At 66.8% G+C, this 23,112-nt stretch carries 22 protein-coding genes and 1 tRNA gene; 7 read left to right on the forward strand and 16 right to left on the reverse strand.

Going from position 1 to position 23,112, the window contains the following annotated elements:
* Positions 1 to 4: 4 nt before the first annotated feature.
* Complete coding sequence (ybeY, locus tag ACOTSS_RS12025) at positions 5 to 511, reverse strand: rRNA maturation RNase YbeY (protein WP_448688382.1); 507 nt, start codon at positions 509 to 511, stop codon at positions 5 to 7.
* 586 nt (positions 512 to 1,097) lie between these two features.
* On the reverse strand, positions 1,098 to 2,648 hold the full coding sequence (locus ACOTSS_RS12030) for a FadD3 family acyl-CoA ligase (RefSeq protein WP_448688383.1): 1,551 nt from the start codon (positions 2,646 to 2,648) through the stop codon (positions 1,098 to 1,100).
* Positions 2,649 to 2,814: 166 nt separating this feature from the next.
* Between ACOTSS_RS12030 and ACOTSS_RS12035 the strand changes: the two genes are divergently transcribed.
* From ACOTSS_RS12035 to ACOTSS_RS12045, 3 genes are all read left to right on the forward strand, one after another.
* Entirely contained in the window at positions 2,815 to 3,957 is a 1,143-nt protein-coding gene (locus ACOTSS_RS12035) for a helix-turn-helix transcriptional regulator (RefSeq protein WP_448688384.1), read from the forward strand.
* Between the two features lie 104 nt (positions 3,958 to 4,061).
* Positions 4,062 to 5,033, forward strand: coding sequence for a flavin reductase (locus ACOTSS_RS12040; protein ID WP_448688385.1), 972 nt, complete (start codon positions 4,062 to 4,064; stop codon positions 5,031 to 5,033).
* Between the two features lie 16 nt (positions 5,034 to 5,049).
* The gene (locus ACOTSS_RS12045; RefSeq protein WP_448688386.1) at positions 5,050 to 5,541 is read left to right on the forward strand and encodes an SRPBCC domain-containing protein; all 492 of its coding nucleotides are present in this window, start codon (positions 5,050 to 5,052) and stop codon (positions 5,539 to 5,541) included.
* Between the two features lie 265 nt (positions 5,542 to 5,806).
* On the opposite strand, the gene ACOTSS_RS12050 is transcribed toward ACOTSS_RS12045, so the two are convergent.
* The 9 genes from ACOTSS_RS12050 to ACOTSS_RS12090 all read right to left on the reverse strand — a co-directional run bounded on the left by ACOTSS_RS12050 (position 5,807) and on the right by ACOTSS_RS12090 (position 17,517).
* On the reverse strand, positions 5,807 to 7,285 hold the full coding sequence (locus ACOTSS_RS12050; protein WP_448688387.1) for a flavin-containing monooxygenase: 1,479 nt from the start codon (positions 7,283 to 7,285) through the stop codon (positions 5,807 to 5,809).
* Between the two features lie 104 nt (positions 7,286 to 7,389).
* Entirely contained in the window at positions 7,390 to 8,727 is a 1,338-nt protein-coding gene (locus tag ACOTSS_RS12055; protein ID WP_448688388.1) for an MFS transporter, read from the reverse strand.
* Complete coding sequence (locus ACOTSS_RS12060; RefSeq protein ID WP_448688389.1) at positions 8,721 to 9,590, reverse strand: SDR family NAD(P)-dependent oxidoreductase; 870 nt, start codon at positions 9,588 to 9,590, stop codon at positions 8,721 to 8,723. The genes ACOTSS_RS12055 and ACOTSS_RS12060 overlap by 7 nt, the downstream gene beginning before the upstream one ends.
* The gene (locus tag ACOTSS_RS12065) at positions 9,590 to 10,390 is read right to left on the reverse strand and encodes an acetoacetate decarboxylase family protein (protein ID WP_448688390.1); all 801 of its coding nucleotides are present in this window, start codon (positions 10,388 to 10,390) and stop codon (positions 9,590 to 9,592) included. Before ACOTSS_RS12065 ends, ACOTSS_RS12060 begins: the two co-directional genes overlap by 1 nt.
* A gap of 69 nt (positions 10,391 to 10,459) precedes the next feature.
* Positions 10,460 to 11,446, reverse strand: coding sequence for a Rieske 2Fe-2S domain-containing protein (locus ACOTSS_RS12070; protein WP_448688391.1), 987 nt, complete (start codon positions 11,444 to 11,446; stop codon positions 10,460 to 10,462).
* A 163-nt stretch (positions 11,447 to 11,609) separates the two neighbouring features.
* Positions 11,610 to 12,515, reverse strand: a complete 906-nt coding sequence (locus tag ACOTSS_RS12075; protein WP_448688392.1) for a LysR family transcriptional regulator — start codon at positions 12,513 to 12,515, stop codon at positions 11,610 to 11,612.
* A gap of 99 nt (positions 12,516 to 12,614) precedes the next feature.
* Positions 12,615 to 13,808, reverse strand: coding sequence for an amidohydrolase family protein (locus ACOTSS_RS12080; protein WP_448688393.1), 1,194 nt, complete (start codon positions 13,806 to 13,808; stop codon positions 12,615 to 12,617).
* A 129-nt stretch (positions 13,809 to 13,937) separates the two neighbouring features.
* Entirely contained in the window at positions 13,938 to 15,188 is a 1,251-nt protein-coding gene (locus tag ACOTSS_RS12085) for an MFS transporter (RefSeq protein ID WP_448688394.1), read from the reverse strand.
* 13 nt (positions 15,189 to 15,201) lie between these two features.
* Positions 15,202 to 17,517: a TonB-dependent receptor gene (locus ACOTSS_RS12090; RefSeq protein WP_448688395.1), complete on the reverse strand. Its 2,316-nt coding sequence runs from the start codon at positions 17,515 to 17,517 to the stop codon at positions 15,202 to 15,204.
* Positions 17,518 to 17,858: 341 nt separating this feature from the next.
* Here ACOTSS_RS12090 and ACOTSS_RS12095 point away from each other — a divergent pair, with 341 nt between their 5' ends.
* From ACOTSS_RS12095 to ACOTSS_RS12110, 4 genes are read left to right on the forward strand one after another with little or no spacing between them, the layout of a single operon-like run.
* Positions 17,859 to 18,377, forward strand: coding sequence for a VOC family protein (locus ACOTSS_RS12095; protein ID WP_448688396.1), 519 nt, complete (start codon positions 17,859 to 17,861; stop codon positions 18,375 to 18,377).
* 1 nt (position 18,378) lies between these two features.
* The gene (locus ACOTSS_RS12100) at positions 18,379 to 19,170 is read left to right on the forward strand and encodes an SDR family NAD(P)-dependent oxidoreductase (protein WP_448688397.1); all 792 of its coding nucleotides are present in this window, start codon (positions 18,379 to 18,381) and stop codon (positions 19,168 to 19,170) included.
* A 3-nt stretch (positions 19,171 to 19,173) separates the two neighbouring features.
* Positions 19,174 to 20,196, forward strand: coding sequence for an alcohol dehydrogenase catalytic domain-containing protein (locus ACOTSS_RS12105; protein WP_448688398.1), 1,023 nt, complete (start codon positions 19,174 to 19,176; stop codon positions 20,194 to 20,196).
* Positions 20,193 to 20,864: a TetR/AcrR family transcriptional regulator gene (locus tag ACOTSS_RS12110; RefSeq protein WP_448688399.1), complete on the forward strand. Its 672-nt coding sequence runs from the start codon at positions 20,193 to 20,195 to the stop codon at positions 20,862 to 20,864. Before ACOTSS_RS12105 ends, ACOTSS_RS12110 begins: the two co-directional genes overlap by 4 nt.
* 69 nt (positions 20,865 to 20,933) lie before the next feature.
* Here the strand turns inward: ACOTSS_RS12110 and ACOTSS_RS12115 are convergent.
* From ACOTSS_RS12115 to infA, 5 genes are all read right to left on the reverse strand, one after another.
* Positions 20,934 to 21,009: transfer RNA gene (locus ACOTSS_RS12115), tRNA-Phe, on the reverse strand.
* 96 nt (positions 21,010 to 21,105) lie between these two features.
* A complete protein-coding gene (locus ACOTSS_RS12120; RefSeq protein ID WP_448688400.1) occupies positions 21,106 to 21,300 on the reverse strand; it encodes a DNA gyrase inhibitor YacG in 195 nt (64 codons plus the stop codon).
* Entirely contained in the window at positions 21,290 to 22,264 is a 975-nt protein-coding gene (locus ACOTSS_RS12125; protein ID WP_448688401.1) for a ribonuclease, read from the reverse strand. The genes ACOTSS_RS12120 and ACOTSS_RS12125 overlap by 11 nt, the downstream gene beginning before the upstream one ends.
* Positions 22,257 to 22,841, reverse strand: a complete 585-nt coding sequence (locus tag ACOTSS_RS12130; RefSeq protein WP_448688402.1) for a Maf family protein — start codon at positions 22,839 to 22,841, stop codon at positions 22,257 to 22,259. The genes ACOTSS_RS12125 and ACOTSS_RS12130 overlap by 8 nt, the downstream gene beginning before the upstream one ends.
* Before the next feature lie 14 nt (positions 22,842 to 22,855).
* Positions 22,856 to 23,074 (reverse strand): translation initiation factor IF-1, encoded by a 219-nt coding sequence (infA, locus tag ACOTSS_RS12135; protein ID WP_010162480.1) that lies wholly within the window; start codon positions 23,072 to 23,074, stop codon positions 22,856 to 22,858.
* Positions 23,075 to 23,112 lie beyond the last annotated feature (38 nt).

Raw genomic sequence — 23,112 nt, forward strand, 5'->3', positions numbered from 1 at the left:
TTCCTTAATGCTCGTCGCCATATGGATTGCCGATGCCCAGCGAGGCAAGCGCTTTCACCTCGAGCGCCTCCATCGCCGCCGCGCTCGCATCGTCCATATGGTCGTAGCCGACGAGGTGGAGCATGCCGTGAACGATCAGATGGGTCGCATGATCGGCGAGCGACGCCCCCTTCTCCTCCGCCTCGCGCGCGCAGGTCTCGCGCGCGAGAACGATGTCGCCGAGGAGGATCTCGCCGTCGTCGCTGTTCGACAGGCCTTCGAGCAGATCGGCCTGCACCTGCGGGAAGGAGAGCACGTTGGTCGGCTTGTCCTTGCCGCGGAAATCGCGGTTGAGCGCATGCACCTCTTCATCGTCGGTGAGCCGCACCGCCACCTCGACCAGCGGCGCGACATCGGCGAGCGCGGCATAGGGCGTCAGCGCCAGCGCCGCGGCCGCCGCCTCCGCCGCCCGTGTCTCCCAGTCAAGTCCGTCGGGCCAGGGTGTCGCCGCGTGGGTCTCGACGCTCAGCATGCAGAGTCCCGTGCGAAAAAAGGGGCGAAAAACTGCGCAACGTCATTCAGGAATCGCATTTTTCGCGACGGCGCTTTCGGCAAGACAGGTATCATCCACCGACGCTATCGCGGGGAGGCCGCGTAGGACAGCGAAAAATCGGGGACCGGAACGGCTTTGGGGTGGATAGCGGCCGCTCAGAATCACGTCATGCTGAACTTGTTTCAGCATCCATGACCAGACCTCTCGTTCGATGCCGCGTCGAAGTAGACGGCAGGCCATGGACCCTGAAACAAGTTCAGGGTGACGATGGTGAAATGGCCGCTACGGTCGGTTTCCGACATTCGTCATCCCGGACTTGATCCGGGATCCCGCTTTTTTGAGGCATCGACGGGCCCCGGAAGGTCGAGCGGGACCCCGGATCAAGTCCGGGGTGACGATGAAAGACAAGCGCGCGCTCCGGTGGATAGCCAACTGGTGGTCTCCGGCGAAAGCCGGGGTCCAGAGCGTAGCCGAGCAGCGCCGGCCTTCCACCGCCCTGGACCCCGGCTTTCGCCGGGGATCACGTTGCATGTGACCGCAACCGGCCGAAACTCGCCGACCCGGATCATCCTCGCAGCAGAAATTTCTGCACCTTTCCCGCCGCATTCATCGGCAGCGCGTCCACGATCTCGACCCGGCGCGGAACCTTGTAGTTCGCCATATTGTCGCGGCACCAGGCGATGATTTCCTCCGCTGACGCCGCCGCGCCGGGGCGGAGGACCACGAACGCCATCGGTACCTCGCCCAGCCGATCGTCGGGCACGCCGATCACCGCCGACTGCAGCACCGCCGGGTGCGCGGCGAGCAGGCCCTCGATCTCGGCCGGATAGGCGTTGAAGCCGCCGACGATGAAGATGTCCTTCGCACGGTCGGTGATCTTCACATTGCCGCGCGCGTCGCGCACCGCGATGTCGCCGGTGCGGAGCCAGCCCCCGGCATCGATCGCCGCCGCGGTCGCCTCCGGATCGTTGAAATAGCCCCGCATGATATTGGGGCCGCGCACGAGCAGTTCGCCCGCCTCGCCCGCCGCGACGTCGTTCCCGTCGCCATCGACGAGCCGCACCTCGATGCCTTCGAGCGGCCGCCCGGCGGTGTTGGCGACGGTTGCCGCATCGTCGCCCGCGCCGCACATCGTCACGACGCCGCACGTCTCGGTCAGCCCATAGGCCGTGAGCACGACGTCGATGCCCAGCGCGCCGCGCATCTCCTCGATCAAGGTCACCGGCACCGACGCCGCGCCGGTGATCGAGACGCGCAGCGACGAGAGGTCATAATCGCGCCAGCGCCCCGCGAGCAGGCTCTGGAAGATCGTCGGGGGACCGGGGAGCAGCGTTACCCGCTCGTCCTGAATGCGTTCGAGAATACGCTGGGTATCGAACACCGCATGCGGCAGCACGGTCGCGCCGCGCAGCAGCGCGACGAGCCAGCCCGCCTTGTAGCCGAAGCTGTGGAAGAAGGGATTGATGATCAGGAAAGTGTCGCCCGGACCATAGGACAGCCGTTCGCCATAGGCGCGATAGAGGCGGACGTTCTGGCCGTGCGTCGTCACCGCGCCCTTGGGGTTGCCGGTGGTGCCCGAGGTGAAGAGGATGTCGCAGACATCGCCGTCGTCCAGCGCCGCGAGCCGCGCTTCGACCGCCTCGGCCGCGACCTCCGCGCCGCGATCCTGAAAGTCCCGCCACGGTAGGCCGCCCTCGCCCCCGTCTAGAAGGACGATACCGGCGAGGTCGGGCAATTCCTCGTCCGCAATCAGCGCGGGATAGGCGGTGCCGAGAAACTCCCCGACGGTCAGCAACAGCTTCGCGCCGCTCGCGCGCAATATATAGCCCGCCTCGCGGCCCTTGAGCCGCGTGTTGAGCGGCACCACCGCCGCCCCCGCCGCCTGCGCGCCGATCGCGGCGATGATCCATTCGATCGAGTTGGGCGCCCAGATCGCGACCCGGTCGCCCGGCACGACACCGGCCGCGATGAAGGCCGCGGCGGCGGCGCGAACCAGCGCCGGCAGGTCGCGATAGGCGATCTCGCGCCCATCCTCGCCGCGGATCGCGACACGATCCGCATGAACGGCCGCGGCGGCGAGGATGCCATGCGGGATCGTCGTCTTCGTTTCAGCCACTCTCATCGTCTCCCAGTCGAGCTTCGTTCCTGTCGGGTGGCGCGCCGCGGCGGGCGCGACAACCCCTATTCGGGGGCTTGCCCGACAGGAAGCGCCGCGGTTGCCGCGCCGCGCCGCAGGTCTATAGAGGCGGAACGGCGAACGAGGGGAATGGAGCGGAATCGGAATGCGCAGCAGCAAGCCCATCGCCGACGTCGACGAGCTGGTGACGCTGATCTATCGCGGTCCGCTCGAAGACACGCCGTGGCAGAGCTTCCTCGAGGCGCTCGCCCGCCGGATGCAGTGCATGAGCGCCGCGATCACGCTGCGCCTCAGCCGCCCCGGCATGCCGCCCTTCATCATCTGGGCGCCAAGGCCGCCGATCGGCGAGCAGGAAGCGCGCCGCATCCAGCGCATCCACGCCGAAATGGGCGACCTCGACCCGCTGCGCAACGCGCTGGCGCGGCCGGGCGACATCTATCGGCTGAGCGAGGTCACATCGCCCGACGAGCTGCACGCGAGCCGATTCTACACGGAGATATTGCGTCCCTACGGCATCGAATATCAGATCGGCATGTATATCTCCGAACCCGGCGGGTGGGAGGGCAATGTCGGGCTGACCAACGGCCCGGGCGGCGAGGACTTCAACGACGCCGACAAGGCGATGCTGATCGCGCTGCGCCCGCACCTCGAGCTGTCGCTTGCGCTGTTCGCGCGCCTGCGCCGTGAGGAGACCGAGGTGCAGGTGATGATCGACACGCTCGACCGCCTGACGCTCTGCACCTTCATCCTCGACGGATCGGGGCGAATCCTGCGCACCAACAGCGCAGGGCGCGCGCTCGTCCGGTCGAGCCGCGGACTGCGCGCCGCCAACGACCGCCTCGCGCTGGCCGGACAGTCGGGCAATGCGCAGCTCCAGCGGCTGATCGGCAAGGCGGTGAGCGCCCACCGCGACGGCGGCAGCTTCGCCGAGGGACTGCGCGTCGAGGCCGAACCCGACGGGCATCTCGGCCTGCTCGTCCGCTCGATCGAGGCGCGTTCGCACTATGGCAACGAAGCAGGACCGGCGGCGGTCGTCTATGTCTCGGGGCTCGATACCCACCAGCCGCTCGAACGGCTCGTCGCGCAGATTTTCGACCTCACGCCGTCGGAGGCGCAGCTCGCGGCGCTGCTCGCCTCGGGGCTGAGCCTCAGCGAAGCGGCCGAAAAGCTGGAGTTCACCGAAAATACGGTGCGCAGCTATTGCAAGACGATCCTCAGCAAGACCGGAGTCGGCCGCCAGGCCGACCTTGTCCGGCTGATCCTGCGCAGCGTCGCGGTGCTGGGGTGATCGCTCCGATCTAGTCCAATTGGGCGATGCGGCCGGATGCCGCGGTCCTAGTCTTGCCCGACGCCCGCACCACCAGGCGCGGGACAAGGGAGCGAGGACAGGCCATGGCGAGCGACGCGGACCCCATCGCCTTTCGCGGCGCGCTCGGTTCCTTCGCAACCGGGGTGACGATCGTTACCACGCGCGATGCGGCGGGGCAGGATTGCGGACTGACCGCGAACAGCTTCAATTCGGTGTCGCTCGATCCGCCGATGGTGCTCTGGAGCCTCGCGCGCAATTCGATGAGCATGGAGGCGTTTCGCGGCGCCGAGCATTTCGCGGTCCATATCCTCGCCGCCGACCAGGAGCCGCTGTCGAACGGTTTCGCCAGGCGCGGCGCCGACAAGTTCGCCGGCCTGACGCCCGAGCGCGGCGTGGGCGACATCCCCCTGCTCACCGGCTGCACCGCGCGCTTCCAGTGCCGCACCGCCTATCAATATGAGGGCGGCGACCATATCATCTTCGTCGGCGAGGTGATCGCCTTCGACCATGACGACCGCGCCCCCCTGCTCTTTCACGGCGGCCGCTATGCGCTCACGGCACGCAAGGCCGCGGCGCTGACCGCGAGCGCCGACGCCGACGCGCCGGGCAGCTTCGGAGAGGATTTCCTCGGCTACCTGCTCGGCCGCGCGCATTTCCAGCTCTACGCGCGGATGCAGGACAGCCTCGCGCGGCATCGCCTCGATCCCGCCGATCATTTCATCGTCACCATCCTCGGCATCAGGGACGGGCGCACCGCCGACGAAATCGGCGAGATGATCGGCTTCACCGGAGCGCGCATCACCCCCGAACAGGTGGCCTCGCTCGCCGCGCGCGGCCTCGTCCGCCCCGATCCGGCGAGCGCGCGGCTGTGGCTGACCGACGCCGGGCGCCGGGTGATGATCGAACTCGCCGCCGCGGCCAAGGCGGCCGAGGAAGAGGCGCTCGGCGCCTTCGACGCGAATGAGACGGCGCTGCTCAAGCATCTGCTCAAGCATGTCATCCGTCACACCGATCCCGGCCTGCCCGATCCCTGGGCGACCGATAGCGAAGCCTGAACAACGGGAGATCATCATGTCGGACGTCAACGATAATGCCTACACCAACCCCGACACGATCGTGCGCTCCGAGCGCGTCGAGATGGCGGCACCCGCCGCGCTGGTGTGGGAGATATTGATCGACCTGCCGCGCTACGGCGAATGGAATCCCTTCTGCGTCGCGGCGGAATCGACCCTCGAAATGGGCGCGCCGGTGCATATGACGCTGAAAAGCTATACCGAGCCCGACGCGACCTTTCCCAATTGCGAATATGTCTGCGCCTTCGAGCCCGGGCGGCTGCTGTCGTGGGCGCTGCCGCACGACGACGCCTGGCCCTATCCGGCGCGGCGCGACCAGATCATCGAGCCGCTGGGCGACGAGGCCTGCGCCTATCATTCGACCGACGCCTTTCTGGGCCCGAACGGCATCCATGTGATGCGCTTCGCCGGCCCCTGGGTGAAGCGCGCGTTCGACGACACCGCCTATGCGTTGAAGGGGCGGGCGGAGGCGATGCACGCCGGGTCCTGATCCGACTTGTGCGGCAGAGCAAAAGGACGGCCGCATATTTGCGAGGAGCAGCTGGACGACGGCAGCTTCCGACCGGAAGGCGACGTTATTTTAATCGTCATCCCGGACTTGATCCGGGATCCATTGATCCAAGCGCTGCGTGAATGGATCCCGGATCAAGTCCGGGATGACGAAAGAGTAGGAACGGCCGCTCCCCACCCCAAAGCAAACATCGGCAACAGCTTCGCCAATATCGAACTGCCAAATAAAAAGGCCGCGCGCCGGCTCAAGCCGCCTGCTTCGCCCCCACCATCTCGAAATCGGCGAAGTCGGGTTTCGCCATCACCTCGGCGAAATGGCCGTAGCTCCACGGCCAGGTCATCGGCACGCCGTCCTTGCCGAGATACCAGCTCGAACAGCCCGAGGCGAAGATCGTGCCCTTCGCAGCCTCGGTGCGCGCCCGGTCATAACCCGCCATCGCATCGGGCGTGACGCAGATCTCGGCGCATTCGCCCGTCGCCACCTTGTCGAGAAGCTGTTCGATATAGCCCCACTGGCGTTCGGCGACGTCGATCAGCGAGAAATTGCCGACGGGTCCCGTTGGCCCGTTCAAAAAGAAGAAGTTCGGGAAATCGGGGAGCGAGATCGCGTTATAGGCGGTCGCATGCTTCGCCCACATGTCGTCAAGCGACGCGCCGCCGCGCCCCGTCACCACCGCGGGGCGGATGAAACGGTCGGCGTGAAAGCCGGTCGCGAGGATGATGAGATCGAGTTCGTGGAGCACCCCGTCGCTGGTGCGGATGCCCTCGGGCTCGATGCGCTCGATACCCTCGATCACGATGTCGACGTCGTGCTGCTGCACGACCTGATAATAGTCGGGCGAGAAGATCAGCCGCTTGCACGCCGCGCGGTAATTGGGGCGCAGCCGTTCGCGCAGCACCGGGTCGGCGACGCTCTGCTCCAGATTGTCGCGCACGATCGTCTCGATGATGTGCATTTCTTCGCTGTCGGGCTTGATGATCCCCGCGGTGAAGCGCAGCACATTGGCCTGATATTCGGGATCGTAGCGAACCGCGTCGATCAGCGCCGGATCGCGGCGGAACGCTTCGCGCTGCTCCTCGGTATAGGGGGTGTTCGGCATCGGCATGATCCATTGCGGCGAGCGCTGGAAATGGCCGAGCCTGGCCGCGCGTCCGGCGAGCGCGGAGACGAGCTGGACGCCGGTCGAGCCGCTGCCGATCACGCCGATCCGCTGCCCATCGAGCGGGGTCGCTTCGTCCCAGCGTGCGCTGTGCGCGACGGTGCCGGCGAAGCTCTCCAGCCCCTCGATCTCGGGCATCCGCGGGTGATGGAGCACCCCGGTCGCGGTGATCACGACATCGGCCTCGACGGTCATGCCCGCCTTGGTCGTGACGGCCCAGGCGCCGTCCTGATAGGTGCAGCTATCGACCTCCTGCCCGAAATGCGCGATTTCGCGCAGGCCGAAACGGTCGGTCACATCCTCGAAATAGTCCTGGATTTCAGGGCCGGGCGCCAGATAGCTGCTCCACTCGGCATTGGGCGCGAAGCTGTAGGTATAGGCGTGCGCGGGCACGTCGCAATTGAGCCCCGGATAGCGATTCTCGCGCCAGGTGCCGCCGATCGTGTGCGCCTTTTCAAGCAGGGTGACATGCCGGTAACCCGCCTCGCGCAGCCGGATGCTCGCCAATATCCCCGACATGCCCGCGCCGATGACGACATATCGCAAATCCAGATTGCGCTGCACGCTGTCCACTCCGCCTGATTATCCTGTACGACCTCCCTCCTATGCAGCCCCGACGAGGCTTGCATCACTCAAACGGACCATATCGTATGGGCGATCGCCGCGGATCAGCCTTCGACCGCGCGCCGATAGTGCGGCAGCGCGACGAGCAGCAGCGCGACGATGAGCGGGAGCACCACGGCCCCGGCGATTGCGATCGAATAGCCGAGCGCCGCCTGGTCGCCGAAACCGAAATCGGTGATCGCTGCGATGACGCTCGCCCCCAGTCCGGTCCCGATCAGGTTGACGAAAAGGAGCGAGATGGCGGTGACCTGGCCGCGGAGCTGGTTCGGGGTGACGTCCTGGATCGCGGTCAGCATCACCCCCTGCGATGCCTGGCCGATCAGCGTGCCGACCGCCATCAGGGTCAGCGACAGGAAAGCGGTCGGCATCAAGGGTGCGGCGATGATCGGCAGCCCCTTGAGCAGCGTCGCGATCAGCACCACGCGCATGTTCGCATCGGCGCGCCCGCTTTGCATCAACCGCCCTGCGAACCAGCCGCCCGAGAGCGTGCCGACGGTGCCGCAGACGAGCATCACCATCCCGTAGGACAGGCCGACCTCGGCCGGGGTCATGCCATAGCTGCGCATCAGAAAGGTCGGGAACCACAGCGCGGTGCCGATCGCGAGCAGCGCGATCAGGCTGAGCGAACCGATCAGCGATCCGAACAGCGCCCAACGCTGGGCGATATAGGCAAAGCCTTCGCGCAGGCTGCTCTTTGCCGAGAGGTCCGCGGCCAGCTCTTGCCGTGCGGGCTCGCGGATCGTCATCATCAGCGCGGCGATGATGAGTCCGGGCGCGGCGGCGCAGAGGAACACCGCCTGCCACGGCGCGAAGCTGCCGAGGATCGGCAGCGTCCAACCGCCGGCATCGGTGAAATGGCCAAGCAGCCAGCCGCCGAACAGCAGCGCCAGCCCGCCGCCGATCGGATAGCCGATCGCATAGAAGCTAATCGCCAGCGCACGCCGCCGCCGCTCGAAATAATCGCTGATCAGCGAATAGGCGGTGGGGCTGAGCGTCGCTTCGCCGACCCCGACGCCGACACGGGCGAGGAACAAGCCGATGAAGCTGCTGGTGAAGCCACAGGCGGCGGTCATCAGCGACCAGAAAAGGACGCCCCAGACGATCAGCGTCGCGCGCCGCTTCGTCCGGTCGACGAAACGCCCGATCGGCAGCGCCGCGACGCTGTAGAGCAGCGAAAAGGCGAACCCCTGCAGCAGGCTGATCTCGAAATCGCTGAGGCCGAGGTCCTTCTGGATCGGTTCGACCATCAGCGTCAGCACACGCGCGTCGATGGCGCTGAAGCAATAGCCGGCGAACAGGATCGCCACGACGAGCCAGCGATAGACGCCGCGAGAGGGTGCGGCGCCTACCGCCGGCGCGTCGGACGCCGCTGCGCTCACCATGCCGAGGGCGGGTCCTGCCGCGCCAATATCTGTTCGGTCCGCGCCGCGATCAGACCATCATTCTCCTCGCTTTCGGGCAGCAGCCAGAAACGTCCGGCGCGCACGCCGTCGAGCGCGAAGGCCGAAACCTCTTCGGGCTCGGTCAGTTTGAGCTTGAGGCCGGTCGTGCGCACCAGATCCTCCATCGTCCGATAGGCGACCCTGGTCTGCGCCTCATTCTCGACATAGTCAGCCGGGCGCACTTCGCCCGACGCCATGATCGCGGTGTTGACCGTATGCGGCCCGGGGAAGAGGACAGCGGCGCGCAGCTTTCCGCCTTCGCGGAGCAGTTGCTGGTGGAGCACTTCGGAGATGCTGGTCACCGAAGCCTTGGTCGCGGCATAGATCGGCGTGTTGGGCAGCGAACGCAGCCCGCCGTTGGTCGAACTGGTGTTGATCACCACCCCTTCCTGTCCCGCCTCGATCATCCGCGGCACGAAGGCCGCGATGCCGTGAACGACGCCGAGGACATTAACGTCGATCCCCCAGCGCCAGTCGCTGAGCGGCAAGGTCCAGATCTTGCGCTGCGCCTCGCCCAACCCGACCCCGGCGTTGTTGAAGAGCAGGTGGACCGTTTCGAAATGATCGAACACGCGGTCGGCGAGCGACCGCACCGACGCCTCCTTCGTGACGTCGCAGGCGATGGCGAGCACTTCGCCTTCGCCCAGCGCATCGATCTCCGCGCGCACCGCCTCGAGGCGCCCCGGGTCGATATCCGCGATGACGACATGGGCGCCGGCGCGGGCGAGATCGGCGCACAGACATTTGCCGACCCCGCTCGCTCCGCCGGTAACGACCGCCACCCGGCCGGAGAAATCCCGCATCAGGCGGCCTTCCGCGCGCCGATTTCAAGGCCGGTGTTGCGCGGGTCGTCGTGGCGCCCGACCCAGTGTGGCGCGATCCATTCGCCCGGCACGGTGCGCAGGATGGTGCCGCCGGTCGCGGTGCCGCCCTCGACATATTGCATGTCGGTGATGCGGCGGACCGGAATGTCGACGAGCGGGTCATAGGGCGATTCGCGCAGGGTGATCGTCCCGGTCATCGCCCGGCGGCCGCTATAGTTGCGCACCCAGTTGAGGCGGGTCAGGAAGACGTCGCCGTCGAACTGGCCCGGGGTGTCGATCGACGGCATGCCCTTGTAACAGAAGAGATGCTCCTCGAACGCCAGCGGCGCGTCGACCGCCTCGCCGATCGTGCCCTCGATCTCGAAATAGGCGACGCCGTGCCGCGTGCAGGTGGCGCGCAGGTGATCGCCGTTGCGCTCGAAATGCGTCTCGGCGATCTTCTTGGGCTCGCCGTACCGTTCGCGGCCCGAGGTGACGACCGTTTCGCCCTCCATCGCCATGTGGAAGCAATAGGCGCCCGGCGCGCCCTCATGGGTGCAATTGACGCCGACGGTCAGCGCGCCGATCTCGACCGTATCGGTCTCGGTCACATGCATCGCGACATGCACCATCTGCAGCCAGATTTCGGGCCGCTCGATTGCAACGAGCGGCTGCGGCAGCAGCGCCGCGACGACCTCCGGATCGGTCTCGTAAGTGGCGCGGATCCCATAGACGGTGTTCTTGAGCATCCCCGGCGCGCGGGTTTCGACGGGGCCCTGGATATAACGCAGTCTCGACATCGCAACTCTCCCAATGGCGCCCGCGGGCGCGGTAATCGACAGGTCCGCCGGAGCGGGAAATGAGCTAGGTTATTCGGCCGCTTCGACGAGGCGGGTGCCGTCCGGCCCTTCGGCGTAGAATTGCTCGAAATAGCGCCGGAAGCGCAGGATCGGGCCGTCGCCGTCGCACAGATAGGGCTGCGCGCGGTGGATCTTGTTGTGCCAGATCGGAATGTCGCCCTCGACGCCCTTTTGCCCACAGGTATTCTCGATCGCCGCCTCGATCGCCTTTGCCTGCGGCGAGCCGGGCTCGACCTTCGGATGGGTAAAGCAGAAGCGCAGCTCGACGTCGTCGGCCTCGATCGGGGTCGCGATCACCAGCAGCGACAGCTCGACGAGTCCGCTCAGCCGCGTGAACTTCTGCCCCGCACCGTTCTGGACCGTCTCGACCGAATAGGGGAGCTGCTTGCGCTCGCCCGACGGCAGATCGATGGTGCGGTGGCCGCGCGCGACGCTGCGCCGCGTCACGCCGTCATAATGGGTCTCGCCCTCGGGCACTGCGTCCATCGCGTGGACATAGGCGAAGTGTGCCACGTCGACGCCGTTTTCGGCGATTTCCTGCGGGTTGCTGGCAAAGCGCCATTCACGCTTGGTCGGTTCGGCGAAGGTCTGGTCGGTGAATTCGGGATAATCGATGACGTCGAACATCGGCGCCGCGCCGTCGGGATGATACCAGGCCCAGATGACGCCGCTCTTCTCCTCGACCGGATAGGCTGCCGCCAGCGGCTCGCGCTTGGCGCGCGGCGGAAAGGCCTTGGCATAGGGGATCGCGCTGCAGAAACCGTCGGGGCGGAATGCCCAGTGATGGAAGGGGCAGCGCAGGCTGTCGCCATCGACCTGCCCGCCATGCCCCATATGCGCCCCGAGATGCGGACAATAGGCATCGAGCAGCCCGGCCTCGCCTTTCTCGTTGCGGAACAGCACGAGGTCGCGCCCGAAATAATGGACCGGCCGGACATCGCCCACCTTCAGATCGGCCCCATAGCCGATTCCGAACCAGCCATAGGGAATGGGCATCGGAAAGCGTTCAACCTTTGGCAACGTCAGTCTCCCGGATGGCCGTCCTTGCCGGGCGGCTCTTGTGGGGCAAGTGTATCGCCTGTCGCGCCCGAGGTAAGACCCGAATCGCGCACAGTTTGTGCGTGGTGGCGAACAATGGAAGCGGGATTGGGAGGCCCGATCAGTAGCGCGCCGCGAGCGAGGCCGCCATCGACGGCCGCACCTTCACGCGCGAAAATTGGCGGACCAGATAGTCGATGAAGGCGCGCGTCGCGACCGACATGATCCCCGGCGAATAGACGACCCAGCATTTCCGGTCGTAAAAGGACCATTCGGCATCGAGCGCGAGCATTCCGCCGCTCGCGAGGTCCTGGCGGACGATGCTGACCGGCAGGCTCGCGATGCCGAGCCCCTTGCGCGCCGCGCTGCGCAGCGCGATGCCGCTGTTGCTCATCCAGCGCGGACCCACCTTGACGCTGACGTCGTCGTTGAAGTTCATCGTCGCGCTGAGGTCGGTCAGGCAGTCGTGCTCCAGCAGGTCCTGCGGCGCCTCCGGCCAGCCGCGCGCGGCGACATAGTCGGGTGCGGCACACAGGCAGTAGGAGAGATAGCCGAAGGTCCGCGCGCGCAGATTGGAGTTGGGCAGGATGCCATAGCGGATGACGACGTCGAACCGTTCCTGGACGATCTCATTCTCGTTGAGATAGGCGATCGGCTCGATGACGATGCCGGGATGGTCGGTGCTGAATTCGGCGAGCAGCGCCGACATGAAATCGGACCCGAAGATGTCGCTCAAACCCACGCGCAGGCGACCGACGGGTTCGGTGCTGTAGCGGCCGACCTGCTTTTCGACCTCGCCGAGGCGCTGCTGAAGCTCGGCGCATTCGCGGTGAAAACTCTCGCCGGCGCCGGTCAGCGACAGGCGGCGGGTGGTGCGGACGAGCAGCTGGACGCCCAACCGCTCCTCCAGCTCGTGCACCGTCTTGCTGATATAGGATTTGGACACCCCGAGCTGGTCGCCGGCGGCAGTGAAACTGCCTTGCTCGACGACCGCCAGAAACTCCTCGATCCCGCGCCAGCTTGCCATCGTCCCATCCCAAAAGGCCGGGATGCTATCAAGCAGGGGCCCGAATGCAATCGGCTTATCCCGAAGAGCCCCTCGCGCGAAGCGAGGGACCTCGATGGCTCATTCCGCCGCCTGCTTGACGAAGAGTTCGCGGCGCGGGCCGATCCGTCCCGCGACCTTCCGCAGCGCGTCGGCATCGACGTCGTAGACGTCGAGCGCGTTGATGCCGAGCATCGCCTGGATATCGTCGTCGGGAAGACCGCCGAGGCTGATCGTCATCTTTTCGAGCGTGCTCGGCCAGGTGCCCTCGGGGTGCGGATAGTCGGTGCCCCACAGGATCCGGTCGACGCCGATGTCGTAATAGGCCTCCGTCGTCTCCTCGTCGGGCAGCGCCGAACAGCCGACCCAGATGTTGCGCGCGAAATACTCGCTCGGCTTCATGCTCATGTTCGCATAATAATCGCCGAGCTTGCCGCTCGTATGCTTGGCCGAGGCGCGGATATCCATCAGCTGCATGACCCAGGGGAACCAGAATTCGCCCCCCGCTTCGGTGAAGCAGACCTTGAGCGCGGGATATTCCTCGAACACCCCGCCGAAGGTCATCGACCACAGCGGCCGCGTCATCCAGAAGGCGAATTCGCACAAATAGGTGCCGATCCAGCCCGGCTGCGTCGTGTCATAGGCCGGCGACGCGCCCGAATGAAAATGGAGCGGCATATTGAGATCCTGGAGCATCGCCCAGATCCGGTGATATTTGGTGTGGTTGTAGAGGTCGTAACCTTCGGTCAGCGCGGGGAAGAACACACCCTTGAGCCCATTCTTCCGCGCCCATTCGATTTCCTTCGCGGTCTCGTCGAGATCGTAGAGCGCCGGGATCACGGCCAGCCCGATGCGGCGGTGCGGATCGTCCTGGCAGAATTCGGCGAGCCAGCGGTTGTGCGCGCGGGCGCCCGCCCATTGCAGCTCGGCGCGCGCGGCATTGGGCTTCAGCCCGATGTCGGCGCCGAAGGGCGGCGCGTTGCGTTCGGTGATGCCGTCGGGGAATAGGACTTCCGCCGCGACGCCGTCGCCGTCGAGCACCCGGTTGCGGATCGTCCCGTCCCACGCGCCTTCCAGGCCGTCGCCGACGCGCGCGCGCCACTTGGTGTTGAAATCGTCGATCAGGAAACGCTTCTCATGCTCCTCGCGCGCCTTGATTTCCTGCTGGATCGTCTCGTCGAAGCGGGCGTGATATCGGGATTCGAGATAGCCGCGATATTTTTCGGGCGGCAGGCCGGCATGGCCGTCCGACGAAATGACAAGATAACGATCCATCCTTTTTCTCCGCTTCATTCTTCCAACACGCGCCGCGTCACCCTCCGCGGGAGGTTCCGACCGGCCGCATGACCATGGTGCGACACTATGCGCTTCCCGCGCCGGAAAAAGCGGCTCGGCGGCAACGCACTATCGCTCGTCATGGACAATGGCGCCGGCCGGTTCGGGGCGCAGATAATCGAGCAGCAGCGCACCGCCGATCGCCGCCGCGATCGCGAAGGGCGCGGGGCGCCACCCCTGATAGGCCATCGACGCGATGATCGGCGGCAGGGTGATCGACGCGCCCGCGATCAGGGTGATCGCCGAGGCGATGCCGACCTGCTCCTTCGCCGACCCCGCGAGCGACGCCGCCGCACTGAAACCGGGCCGCGCGAGCCCATAACCGAAACTGGCGAGGACGAACCCCGACGTCGCCGCCCAGACGCCGCCATCCGCCACCGCCAGGACATTGCCGGCACAGGCGAGCCCCGCGCCCGCCCGCATCATCGACAGGGGCGAAAGCGACAGCAGCCGAACGAGCCCCCATTGCGCGAGCAGCGCGGCGATGGCGCCGGCGGTCATCGCCATGCCGATCATCTGCTGCGCGGTCAGCGTCCCGGCGGGCGTCCGGTCGATGATGACGAAGCCGATCGTATAGAGGTTGATCGCCTGCGCCGAGCAGAGCAGCAGCCCGAAATTGAGATGACGGCCGATGGTCCTGCGCCGCCACACCTCGGTCAGCGACGGCCCGCGCGGATCGGCGGACGCCGCCGTCCGCCCCGGCGCTTCGGCGGGCAGAAAAAGATAGGCGCCGGCGAGCGCCACCAGTCCAAACAGGGCGAAGCCGAGCATCGGACCCAGCGGCCCCAGCGGCTCGACCATCATCGCGGGGGCGATCGCGGGGCCGACGATGGTTCCGAGGCTGAGCGCGCCCGCGAGGCCGGCGATCGCCTGCGTTCGCTGCGCACCCTCGGTGCGGGCCGCAACCAGCGCCTGCGTCGCGGTCGCCGCCGCCGACCCGAGCAGGCCATAGACCGACCGCAATATCGCGAAACAGCCGAAGGTCGCGAGCGGCGGCAGGAGACCGAGCAGGCCGAGCTCGACCGACAGGGCGCAGCCGCCCATCGACAGCACGAAGCCGACGAGGCCGCCGCGGATATAGAAAGCGGGCCCGCCACGCCCGATGCGCGACACCCAGAAGGGCGAGCTGACCGCCCAGGTCAGTGCCGAGACCGAGAAGATGCCGGCGACGAGGAAATCGGGGATGTGCAGCATCCGCCCGATCGCCGGCATCACCGACACGAGGCCGAGGTTGCCGATCGCGGTCAGAAAGGTGACCGCCCCCAGAAAGGGCAGCACCCACCGCGACCCGGCCAGCGACGGGGATGACAACACCGGCATCGAACCGCCCCGATCAGAAGCGAATGCGCAGCTCTCCACCGAAGCTGCGCGGATCGCCATATTGGCTGAGCGTCAGGATGCTGAGGTTGATCGCACTGACCTTATATTCCTTGTCGGTCAGATTTTTGCCCCACAGCGCGATCTCCGCGGTCGTGCCGCCGCCGAGTTCGATCCCGGCGAGCGCGAGGCGCCCGTCGAGCAGCCCGTAGGACGGCATCCTGGCCAGTGGATCGGGCGTGATCGAAGAGAATTGGCTGCTGCGCCAGCTATAGTTCAGGCTTGCCTCGATCCGCCCGACCCCGACGTCCTGCCGATAGAGGGCGCCGAGCTGATAATTCCATTTGGGCACGCGCGAGAGGACATAGGTGTCGGTGACGTCGGTGCCGTCGGGCAGGACGAAATCGGTATAGCGTGCATCGACATAGCCGCCGCCGAAGCTCAGGACCAGGCTGTCGACGGGCCGCAGCGTGCCCTCGATTTCGAACCCGGTGAACTTCGCCTCGCCCGCGTTGATGATGTTGGTCGTCACCAGCGACGGGACGAACACCCCCGCCTGGAAATCCTTGTAGATCGAGTGGTAGACCGAGGCGTTGAGGCGCAGGGCATTGTTCCACCCCGCATATTTCACGCCAACCTCGAACGACGTCAGCTTTTCGGGATTATAGGGCGTCATGAAGGCCGCGTTGGTCGCCGCGGTGTCGTTGATCCCACCGCTCTTGAACCCGGTCGCGACGCGCCCGTAGATCGAGAAATCGGGCTGAATCTTGTAGAGAATGTTGAATTCGGGATTGAAGCGCTTCCACACCCCCGAATTTTCGAGCGGACTGAGGTCGGTGTAGCCGGGACCGCCCGAGCCGGGGCGTGCGCCGGAAGCCGGCCCGCCGCTGCGCGTCACCGGATTGCCATCCTCGTCGCGCACGAACACGCCGGCGCCGGGTGCCGTCGGGTCGGTCCTGTAAGCCGAGTTGGCGAGCAGCAGTTCATAGGCATATTTGGATTCGCGCGTGTAGCGCAGCCCCACCGATGCCGTCAGCCGCTCGTCGAGCGCCTGCGGCGTCCAGGCGAGCTGCCCGTAGCCGGCGTAGGATTTCGAGTGCCCGCCGCGATCGCTGACGTCGTAATTGTCGCCGCCGAACTGGAAATTCCAGCGTGGGTTATAAACGTCATAGTCGTCGTCGAGATAGAAGAAGCCGAGCGTGTATTTGAAATCGCCGACGGTGCCGATCGCCTGAAGTTCCTGCGTGAACTGCTTGTAATTGTTGCGCAGGATGATGCGCAGCAGGTCGAGCGGCGTGCCGTCGAAATCGCTGGCCGAATCGGTGAAAGCGGTGCGGCGCGCGGTGATCGACTTCAGCGTCAGATCGCCGATTCCGGGCTGCCATTCGAGGGTCAGCGCATGGCCGGTGGTGCGAAAATCGCTGAGGATCGCGCTCTGCGCCGCGGTGTCGCGCGTCCGCCTGGTCACGACATAATCGTCGATCAGGGTGTTGAGGAAGGCGGTCTGGCCCGAACCGGTGACGGCGCTCAGCGCAAGCTGGTTCGGCGTCCCCTTGCTGTCGCTGATGTCATAGGCGTAGCGGGCGCTGAAATTGTCCGAGGGGCGCCACATCAGGTCGAAACGGCCCGCCCACAATTCCTGCTTGCCATAATGCTCGCCGCGCGCGGTGTTGCGGAAATAGCCGCCGTCGAGCTTGGTCACCACCCCGACCTTGGCGCTGAACCCCGCCACTTCGGGCAGGTCGACCGACAGGCGCTGGGTGAACTGGCCATAGCTGCCGCCGCCGACCAGAAACTGGCCGCCAAACTCACCCGACGGTTCGCGCGTGACCATGTTGACCGCGCCGCCGATGGTGTTCTTGCCATAGAGGGTGCCCTGCGGGCCGCGCAGCACCTCGACGCGCTCGAGATCGACCGTGTCGAAGGCGGCGCCGGTCGATTTTCCGATCGGCACGCCGTCGATATAGAGCCCCACCGGCTGGTCGCGGGCGAGACTGGTGTCGGCCGATGGCGACAGGCCACGGATCGTGATCAGCGGACCATAGGTGTTGCCGATCGTTTCGTTGATCTGGATATTCGGCACGACGGTCGCGAGGTCGGTCACGGTGCTCACCTGGGCGCGATCGAGCGCGGCGGTGCCGACCGCCGAAACCGAGATCGGCACGTCGACGAGCCGCTCTTCGCGGCGCTGGGCGGTGACGACGATGTCGCCCTCGCTCGCAGCCGGGCTTCCCGCCGCTTCGTCCCCGGACGCCTCCTGCGCCATCACGACCGAGGAATTGAGCGCCGACGCGGCCATGATCGCCCAAAGAGCCGTTTTCCGAAATGCCATAAGTCCTCCCTCTCCAGCGACGGGTCTTTTGGAGCCGCCAATATCCGGGCTTCTTCTGCGTGGCCCGATTGTGGAGCGGGACGATAACCGACCTTCCATGCCGATAAAGCGCACGGTTGTAACCACACTGTTCACTCCTGTGGCGAATAGCGGTGGCGCTCGGAAATGCCGCCCACCCTTCTCCGGGTCGATCCCGATGCTCTGGAAACCTATCCTCGCCGGATTCAGCAACCGGCGTGGTTACATACTGAACCAATTGACCGAACTAATAGTTCGGGATACCCGTCACCGCCCCCGGGATGACTCGGGGATGCAGGAAAGGGAGCCGGATGGCGGATAGGATGCTCGGACCGATCGACCAGATCGGCTTTGTGGTCGCCGACCTTGACCGATCGCTGTCCAGCCGGATGCGCGCGCTCGGCCTCGGCCCCTGGACCGTCTTTCGCGGCGTGACGCTCGACGGACGCTTTCGAGGCGAGCCGACCCATGTCGCGATCGACGTTGCGCTGGCCTATCAGGGCGACGTCCAGATCGAGCTGATCCAGCCGGTCGGCGACGCCCCTTCCCCCTATCGCGACGGCAGCGGCGCGGCGCTTTGCGGGATGCATCACATGGCGTGGATCGTCGATGACCTCGACGCAGCGGTGGCAAGCGCGACCGCGCGGGGACTGTCGGTGGTGTTCGAGGCGTCGAACCCCTCGACCCGCGTCGCCTATCTGGAGGCCCCGGACGATCCCGGCTTCCTCTATGAATTCATCGAAGGCGCCGGAATGCGCGAGATGGTCGCCTCCGGAATCGCCGCGGCGCGGGGCTGGGACGGCAGCGACCCGGTGACGGTGATCGACCTCGGGGAGCAATGAGATGACGAACGGAAGGCTGGCCGGCAAATCGGCGCTCGTGCTGGGGGTCGCCCCCGGCAATGTCGGCGAGGCGATCGCGCGGCGCTATATCGAGGAAGGCGCGCGCGTCACCATCGCGGGCCGCCGTGCCGAAGCGCTTGCCGAGGTGGCGGCGACGATCGGCGCCGACTGGCAGGCGTGCGATATCACGATGGAGGGCGATCCCGCGCGGCTCGTCGCCGACACCGCGGCGCACCAGAGCGGGCTCGACGTCGGGGTCAATGCGACCGGCTGGGGGCTGCTCAAACCCTTCCTCGCCATGACCCGCGAAGACCTCGACGCGATGAACGCGGTCCAGTTCACCGGGCCTTTCCGCTTCTTTCAGGCGCTCGTCGCGGCGATGCCGTCGGGCGGGTCGATCATCCAGATCTCGTCGGTCACCGCGACGATCATGTTCGACGATCACGCGGCCTATATGGGCACCAAGGCGGGTATCGACCATGTCGTCCGCTGCATCGCGCACGAATTCGGTCCTCAGGGCATCCGCGCCAATTCGATCGCGCCGGGGGGCGTGGTCGATGCGCCTATGTCGGGCGGCGGGCTGATGCTGGACAGGGTCGCCGCGCTCTATCGGCGCGAGGTGCCGCTCGGTCGCAGCACCCGCTGCGCCGACGTCGCCGACACGGCGCTGTGGCTGGCGAGCGAGGAGGCCTCCTTCATCACCGGCCAGACCATCCATGTCAGCGGCGGCCAGACGCTGCGCCGCAATCCCTCGATCGGCGAGGTCTATGCCGCCTATGGCGCGGCAGGCTGACCGATGCGCGCAGCAATCTATCAAAGCGCAGGCCAGCCGCTGACCATCGACCGGGTCGACGACCCGCGCCCGAAGGCCGACGAGGTGGTGATCCAGGTCGCACGCGCGGGCATCTGCGGGTCCGACCTGCACATGGCCGAATATGGCTTCGCGCCCGCGGGCACCATCTTCGGCCACGAGTTCGCAGGAACGATCGTCGAATGCGGCGCGGAGGTGCGCGGCTGGGTGGTCGGCGACCGGGTGACGGCGCTGCCGCTCCACGCCTGTTCGCGATGCGACGCCTGCGACGCGGGGCTGCCCGGCCTCTGCCGGACGGGCATGTTCACCGGCACCTCGCCGCTCGCGCAGGGCGCCTATGCCCAATATGTGACCGCGCGCGCCGCGATGCTGCAGCCTCTGCCCGCCGGGGTCGGCTTCGACGAGGGCGCGATGGTCGAGCCGCTCGCGGTCGCGCATCATGCGGTCGCGATGGCGGATCTCAGCGCCGCCGACGATGTGCTGGTGATCGGCGCGGGGCCGATCGGGGTCGCGGTCGCACTCTTCGCGCGGCTCGCGGGCGCGCGCAACGTCGTCGTCAGCGAACGCTTCGCCGAACGCCGCGCGCTCGCGATCGAGGCTGGCGCCACCGCGACGATCGACCCTGGCGCCGGGCCGGTCGACACGGCCTTTGCCGTCATCGCCAACCGCGCGCCACCGGTGATCTTCGAATGCGTCGGCGTGCCGGGACTGATCCAGCAATGCATCGACCTCGCGGGCATCCGCGGCCGCGTCGTCGTCGCCGGCGCCTGTTTCCAGGACGACGCGATCAAGCCGGTCGCCGCGCTGGGCAAGGAGGTCTCGCTGCGGTTCAGCCAATGCTATACCGAACGCGATTTCGACGCGGTGATCGGCGCGATCGCCGCCGGGCGCGCGAATCCCGAACCGTTGCACACCCGCACCATCGGCTTCGATGCGCTGCCCGCCGCGTTCGAGGGGCTCCGCAAGCCTTCGGCCGACTGCAAGATATTGATCGACCCCGCGGCATGACCGGCATCAAAGCTTCCCGTCCGAAAGGCCTGCGCACCGGCGGGCGGAACGAATTTCAGCAGCAGCGCAAGGAACAGACGCGCGCCGCGATCCTCGCGGGCGCGGCCTCGGTCTTTTCAGTCACGCCCTATGTGTTCGCGACGATCGACGAACTGATCGCTGCGGCCGGGGTGAGCCGGGCGACCTTCTACACCCATTTCGATTCGAAGCTGGCGCTGGCGCTCGCCATCTATGATTCGATCGAGGCCGACTGGCTGGGTCTTTACCGCGAACTGACGGCGATGACGCATCCCGATCAGGCCGCGCTCGAAACCTGGCTCCACCGCCTCGCCCATATCTATGTCGAGCATGGCTATATCACCTCGCTGGTGATCCAGCTCGCGACCTTCGAGTCCAGCTTCAGGCAGCGGCTGCGGCACGACGGCGACCGCCTGATCGACATGCTGGGCGGCGATGGCGTCGGTGGTTTTCAGGCGGCCTTGTCCGGAGGCATCGAACGGGTGCGCGCGCGCCTGGTGCTGACACGCCTCGACCAGATTTGCTCGGATATAGCTGCGATCGACGTGCTGTCGGCCGACGAGCGGTCGCTTTACCTCCGCGCGGGCGCCGAAGACCTGCTTCGCTTCATGCGAGGAGGCGAAAGATCGGAAGGGGACCACGGCGCGTGATCGCCGCATGCCCTTGCGGTCGAGCCGCACGGCAAATCGGGCGGCAGTCCGCGGAACCTGGCGAATTTATGGTGCCCGGGGGCGGGATCGAACCACCGACACTGCGATTTTCAGTCGCATGCTCTACCAACTGAGCTACCCGGGCACGGGCTCCGCGAGGCCGGTCGGCCTGCTGGCGAGCGGCGGCTATAGGCAGGGTGTTTCATCCTGTCCAGTGGCTTTCTCGCCCTATTTTGGCGCATCAGCCCTCGTCGAAACGATCGTCGTCGGCGGTACCGTCGGGCGGCTGATCGACGGGCACGCGATAGCCCTCGTCGAACCAGCGATTGAGGTCGCGGTCGCGGCAGCCACGGCTGCAGAAAGGCTTGTATTCCTCCGCTCGCGGCTTGCCGCAGAGCGGGCAGCGGCGCGGTTTCGCGGGGACGTCACTGGGCATGGCCGGCTCCTTTCACGGTGGCGTCGGCGATGATCGCGACCGGACGGCCGGTGCGCCGGCCGAGTTCGGCGATCCAGTCGGGATGCGCCTCGATATGATCGGCAACGGCCGGACGCGCGGTCAGTTGCAACGGGCCGTGGCCGATGGCGCGCTCGGCCTGGCGGAGGAGCAGCGCCGCGTCGGTCGCGACCGGATCGAACCGCACCTGCTCGACCAGCGACGGCCGCTCGCGGCGGCGGATGATCTGCAAGAAACCGAAGCCGTTGGTCGCGGTGCGCTCGAACGGCTGCGGCAGCAACGCATCGATCAGCGCATCGATCGCCAGCCGCTCGCCGCGGCCGGGAAGCGAGGGAAAATCGATCCCGATCGAGCCGCCGATGTCGCAGCAGCGGATGACATGCGCGGCCGCCTCCGCTCCAGCCTTGGCGAGCGCGAAACCGTCGCCCTCGCCGTCGATGTCGATCAGCAACATCGCGGGCGTCGCGTCGACCCAGAGCGTGCCGCCCGCGAAGGGCCAATGGCCTGTGCGGACATGGTCGATCAGTTCGGACCAGCCGGCCTCTTCGAGCTGGTCAGGGCCGGTCGTATGCCTTTCGGTGACGGGCAAGCCCGTCGCTTCGATCCGCGCACGCAGATCGGGACCGTCCGACAAGGCGGCCCCCGCTTCGGCAATGCGCGCCCGCGCGGGCTTGTCGCGCCCGCGCTCGCGCAGCGCCATGCGGGTGATCTCGACGGTGAGCCGCGTGCCGGTCGATAGGTCGCGCGGTACGCCCGCGATCGTCGCGACCGGTTCGCCCGGCGCATCGAGCACAACCTTGCCTGGCTCCGCCAGCCGCGCAGCGAGCACCGCGCCGACGCGCGGGCCTTCGCCTTCGCGCTCGATCCGCGCCTCGACGATCCGCCCGCCCTCGACGAGCGCCGCGCGCGCTTCGCCGATCCCGGCTTCATAGAGCCACTCAGCCAAGCGGCACGCCAGCGGCGCTCAGCAGCGCGCGGGTTTCGAAAAGCGGCAGGCCGACCACGTTCGAATGGCTCCCCGAAAGGAAGCGGACAAAGGTTTCGGCGCGGCCCTGGATCGCATAGCCGCCCGCCTTGCCCATCCCCTCGCCGCTTTCGACATACCAGTCGATCTCCGCCGCGCTCAGCACCTTGAATGCGACGATGGTATCGGCGACGCGGGCCCGCGGCCTGCCGTCGGCATCGACGACGCACACGCCCGACCAGACATGGTGCCGCCGTCCCGATAGCAGGCCGAGCATGCGGCGCAGATCGGCCTCGTCGACGGGCTTTTCGAGGATACGGCGCCCGACCGCGACCGTCGTGTCACCCGCAAGCACGACCTCGTCCGCCGCGCGCTCGACCGCCAGTGCCTTGCCGAGCGCCAGCCGCGCGACATAGGCGCGCGGAAGCTCGCCCTTCAGCGGCGTCTCGTCGATGTCGGGGGCCGCGATGCGGACGGGCGTGACGCCGATCCGCGCCAGCAATTCACGCCGGCGCGGCGAGGTCGAGGCGAGCACCAGATGTCGCACGGGGGCGGGCATTTTCGCCGCGCCGCTCACTTGAAGCGATAGGTGATCCGACCCTTGGTCAGGTCATAGGGGGTGAGCTCGACGAGCACTTCGTCGCCCACCAGCACACGGATGCGGTTCTTGCGCATCTTGCCGGCCGTATGGCCCAGAATCTCGTGATCGTTTTCCAGTTTGACGCGGAACATCGCGTTGGGCAGCAGTTCGACCACTTGGCCGCGCATTTCCAGAAGTTCTTCTTTCGCCATCTATCCTCTATGGGCTCGAAATATCGGGGATGCGCGCC

This window comes from Sphingopyxis sp. NJF-3, assembly GCF_053514865.1.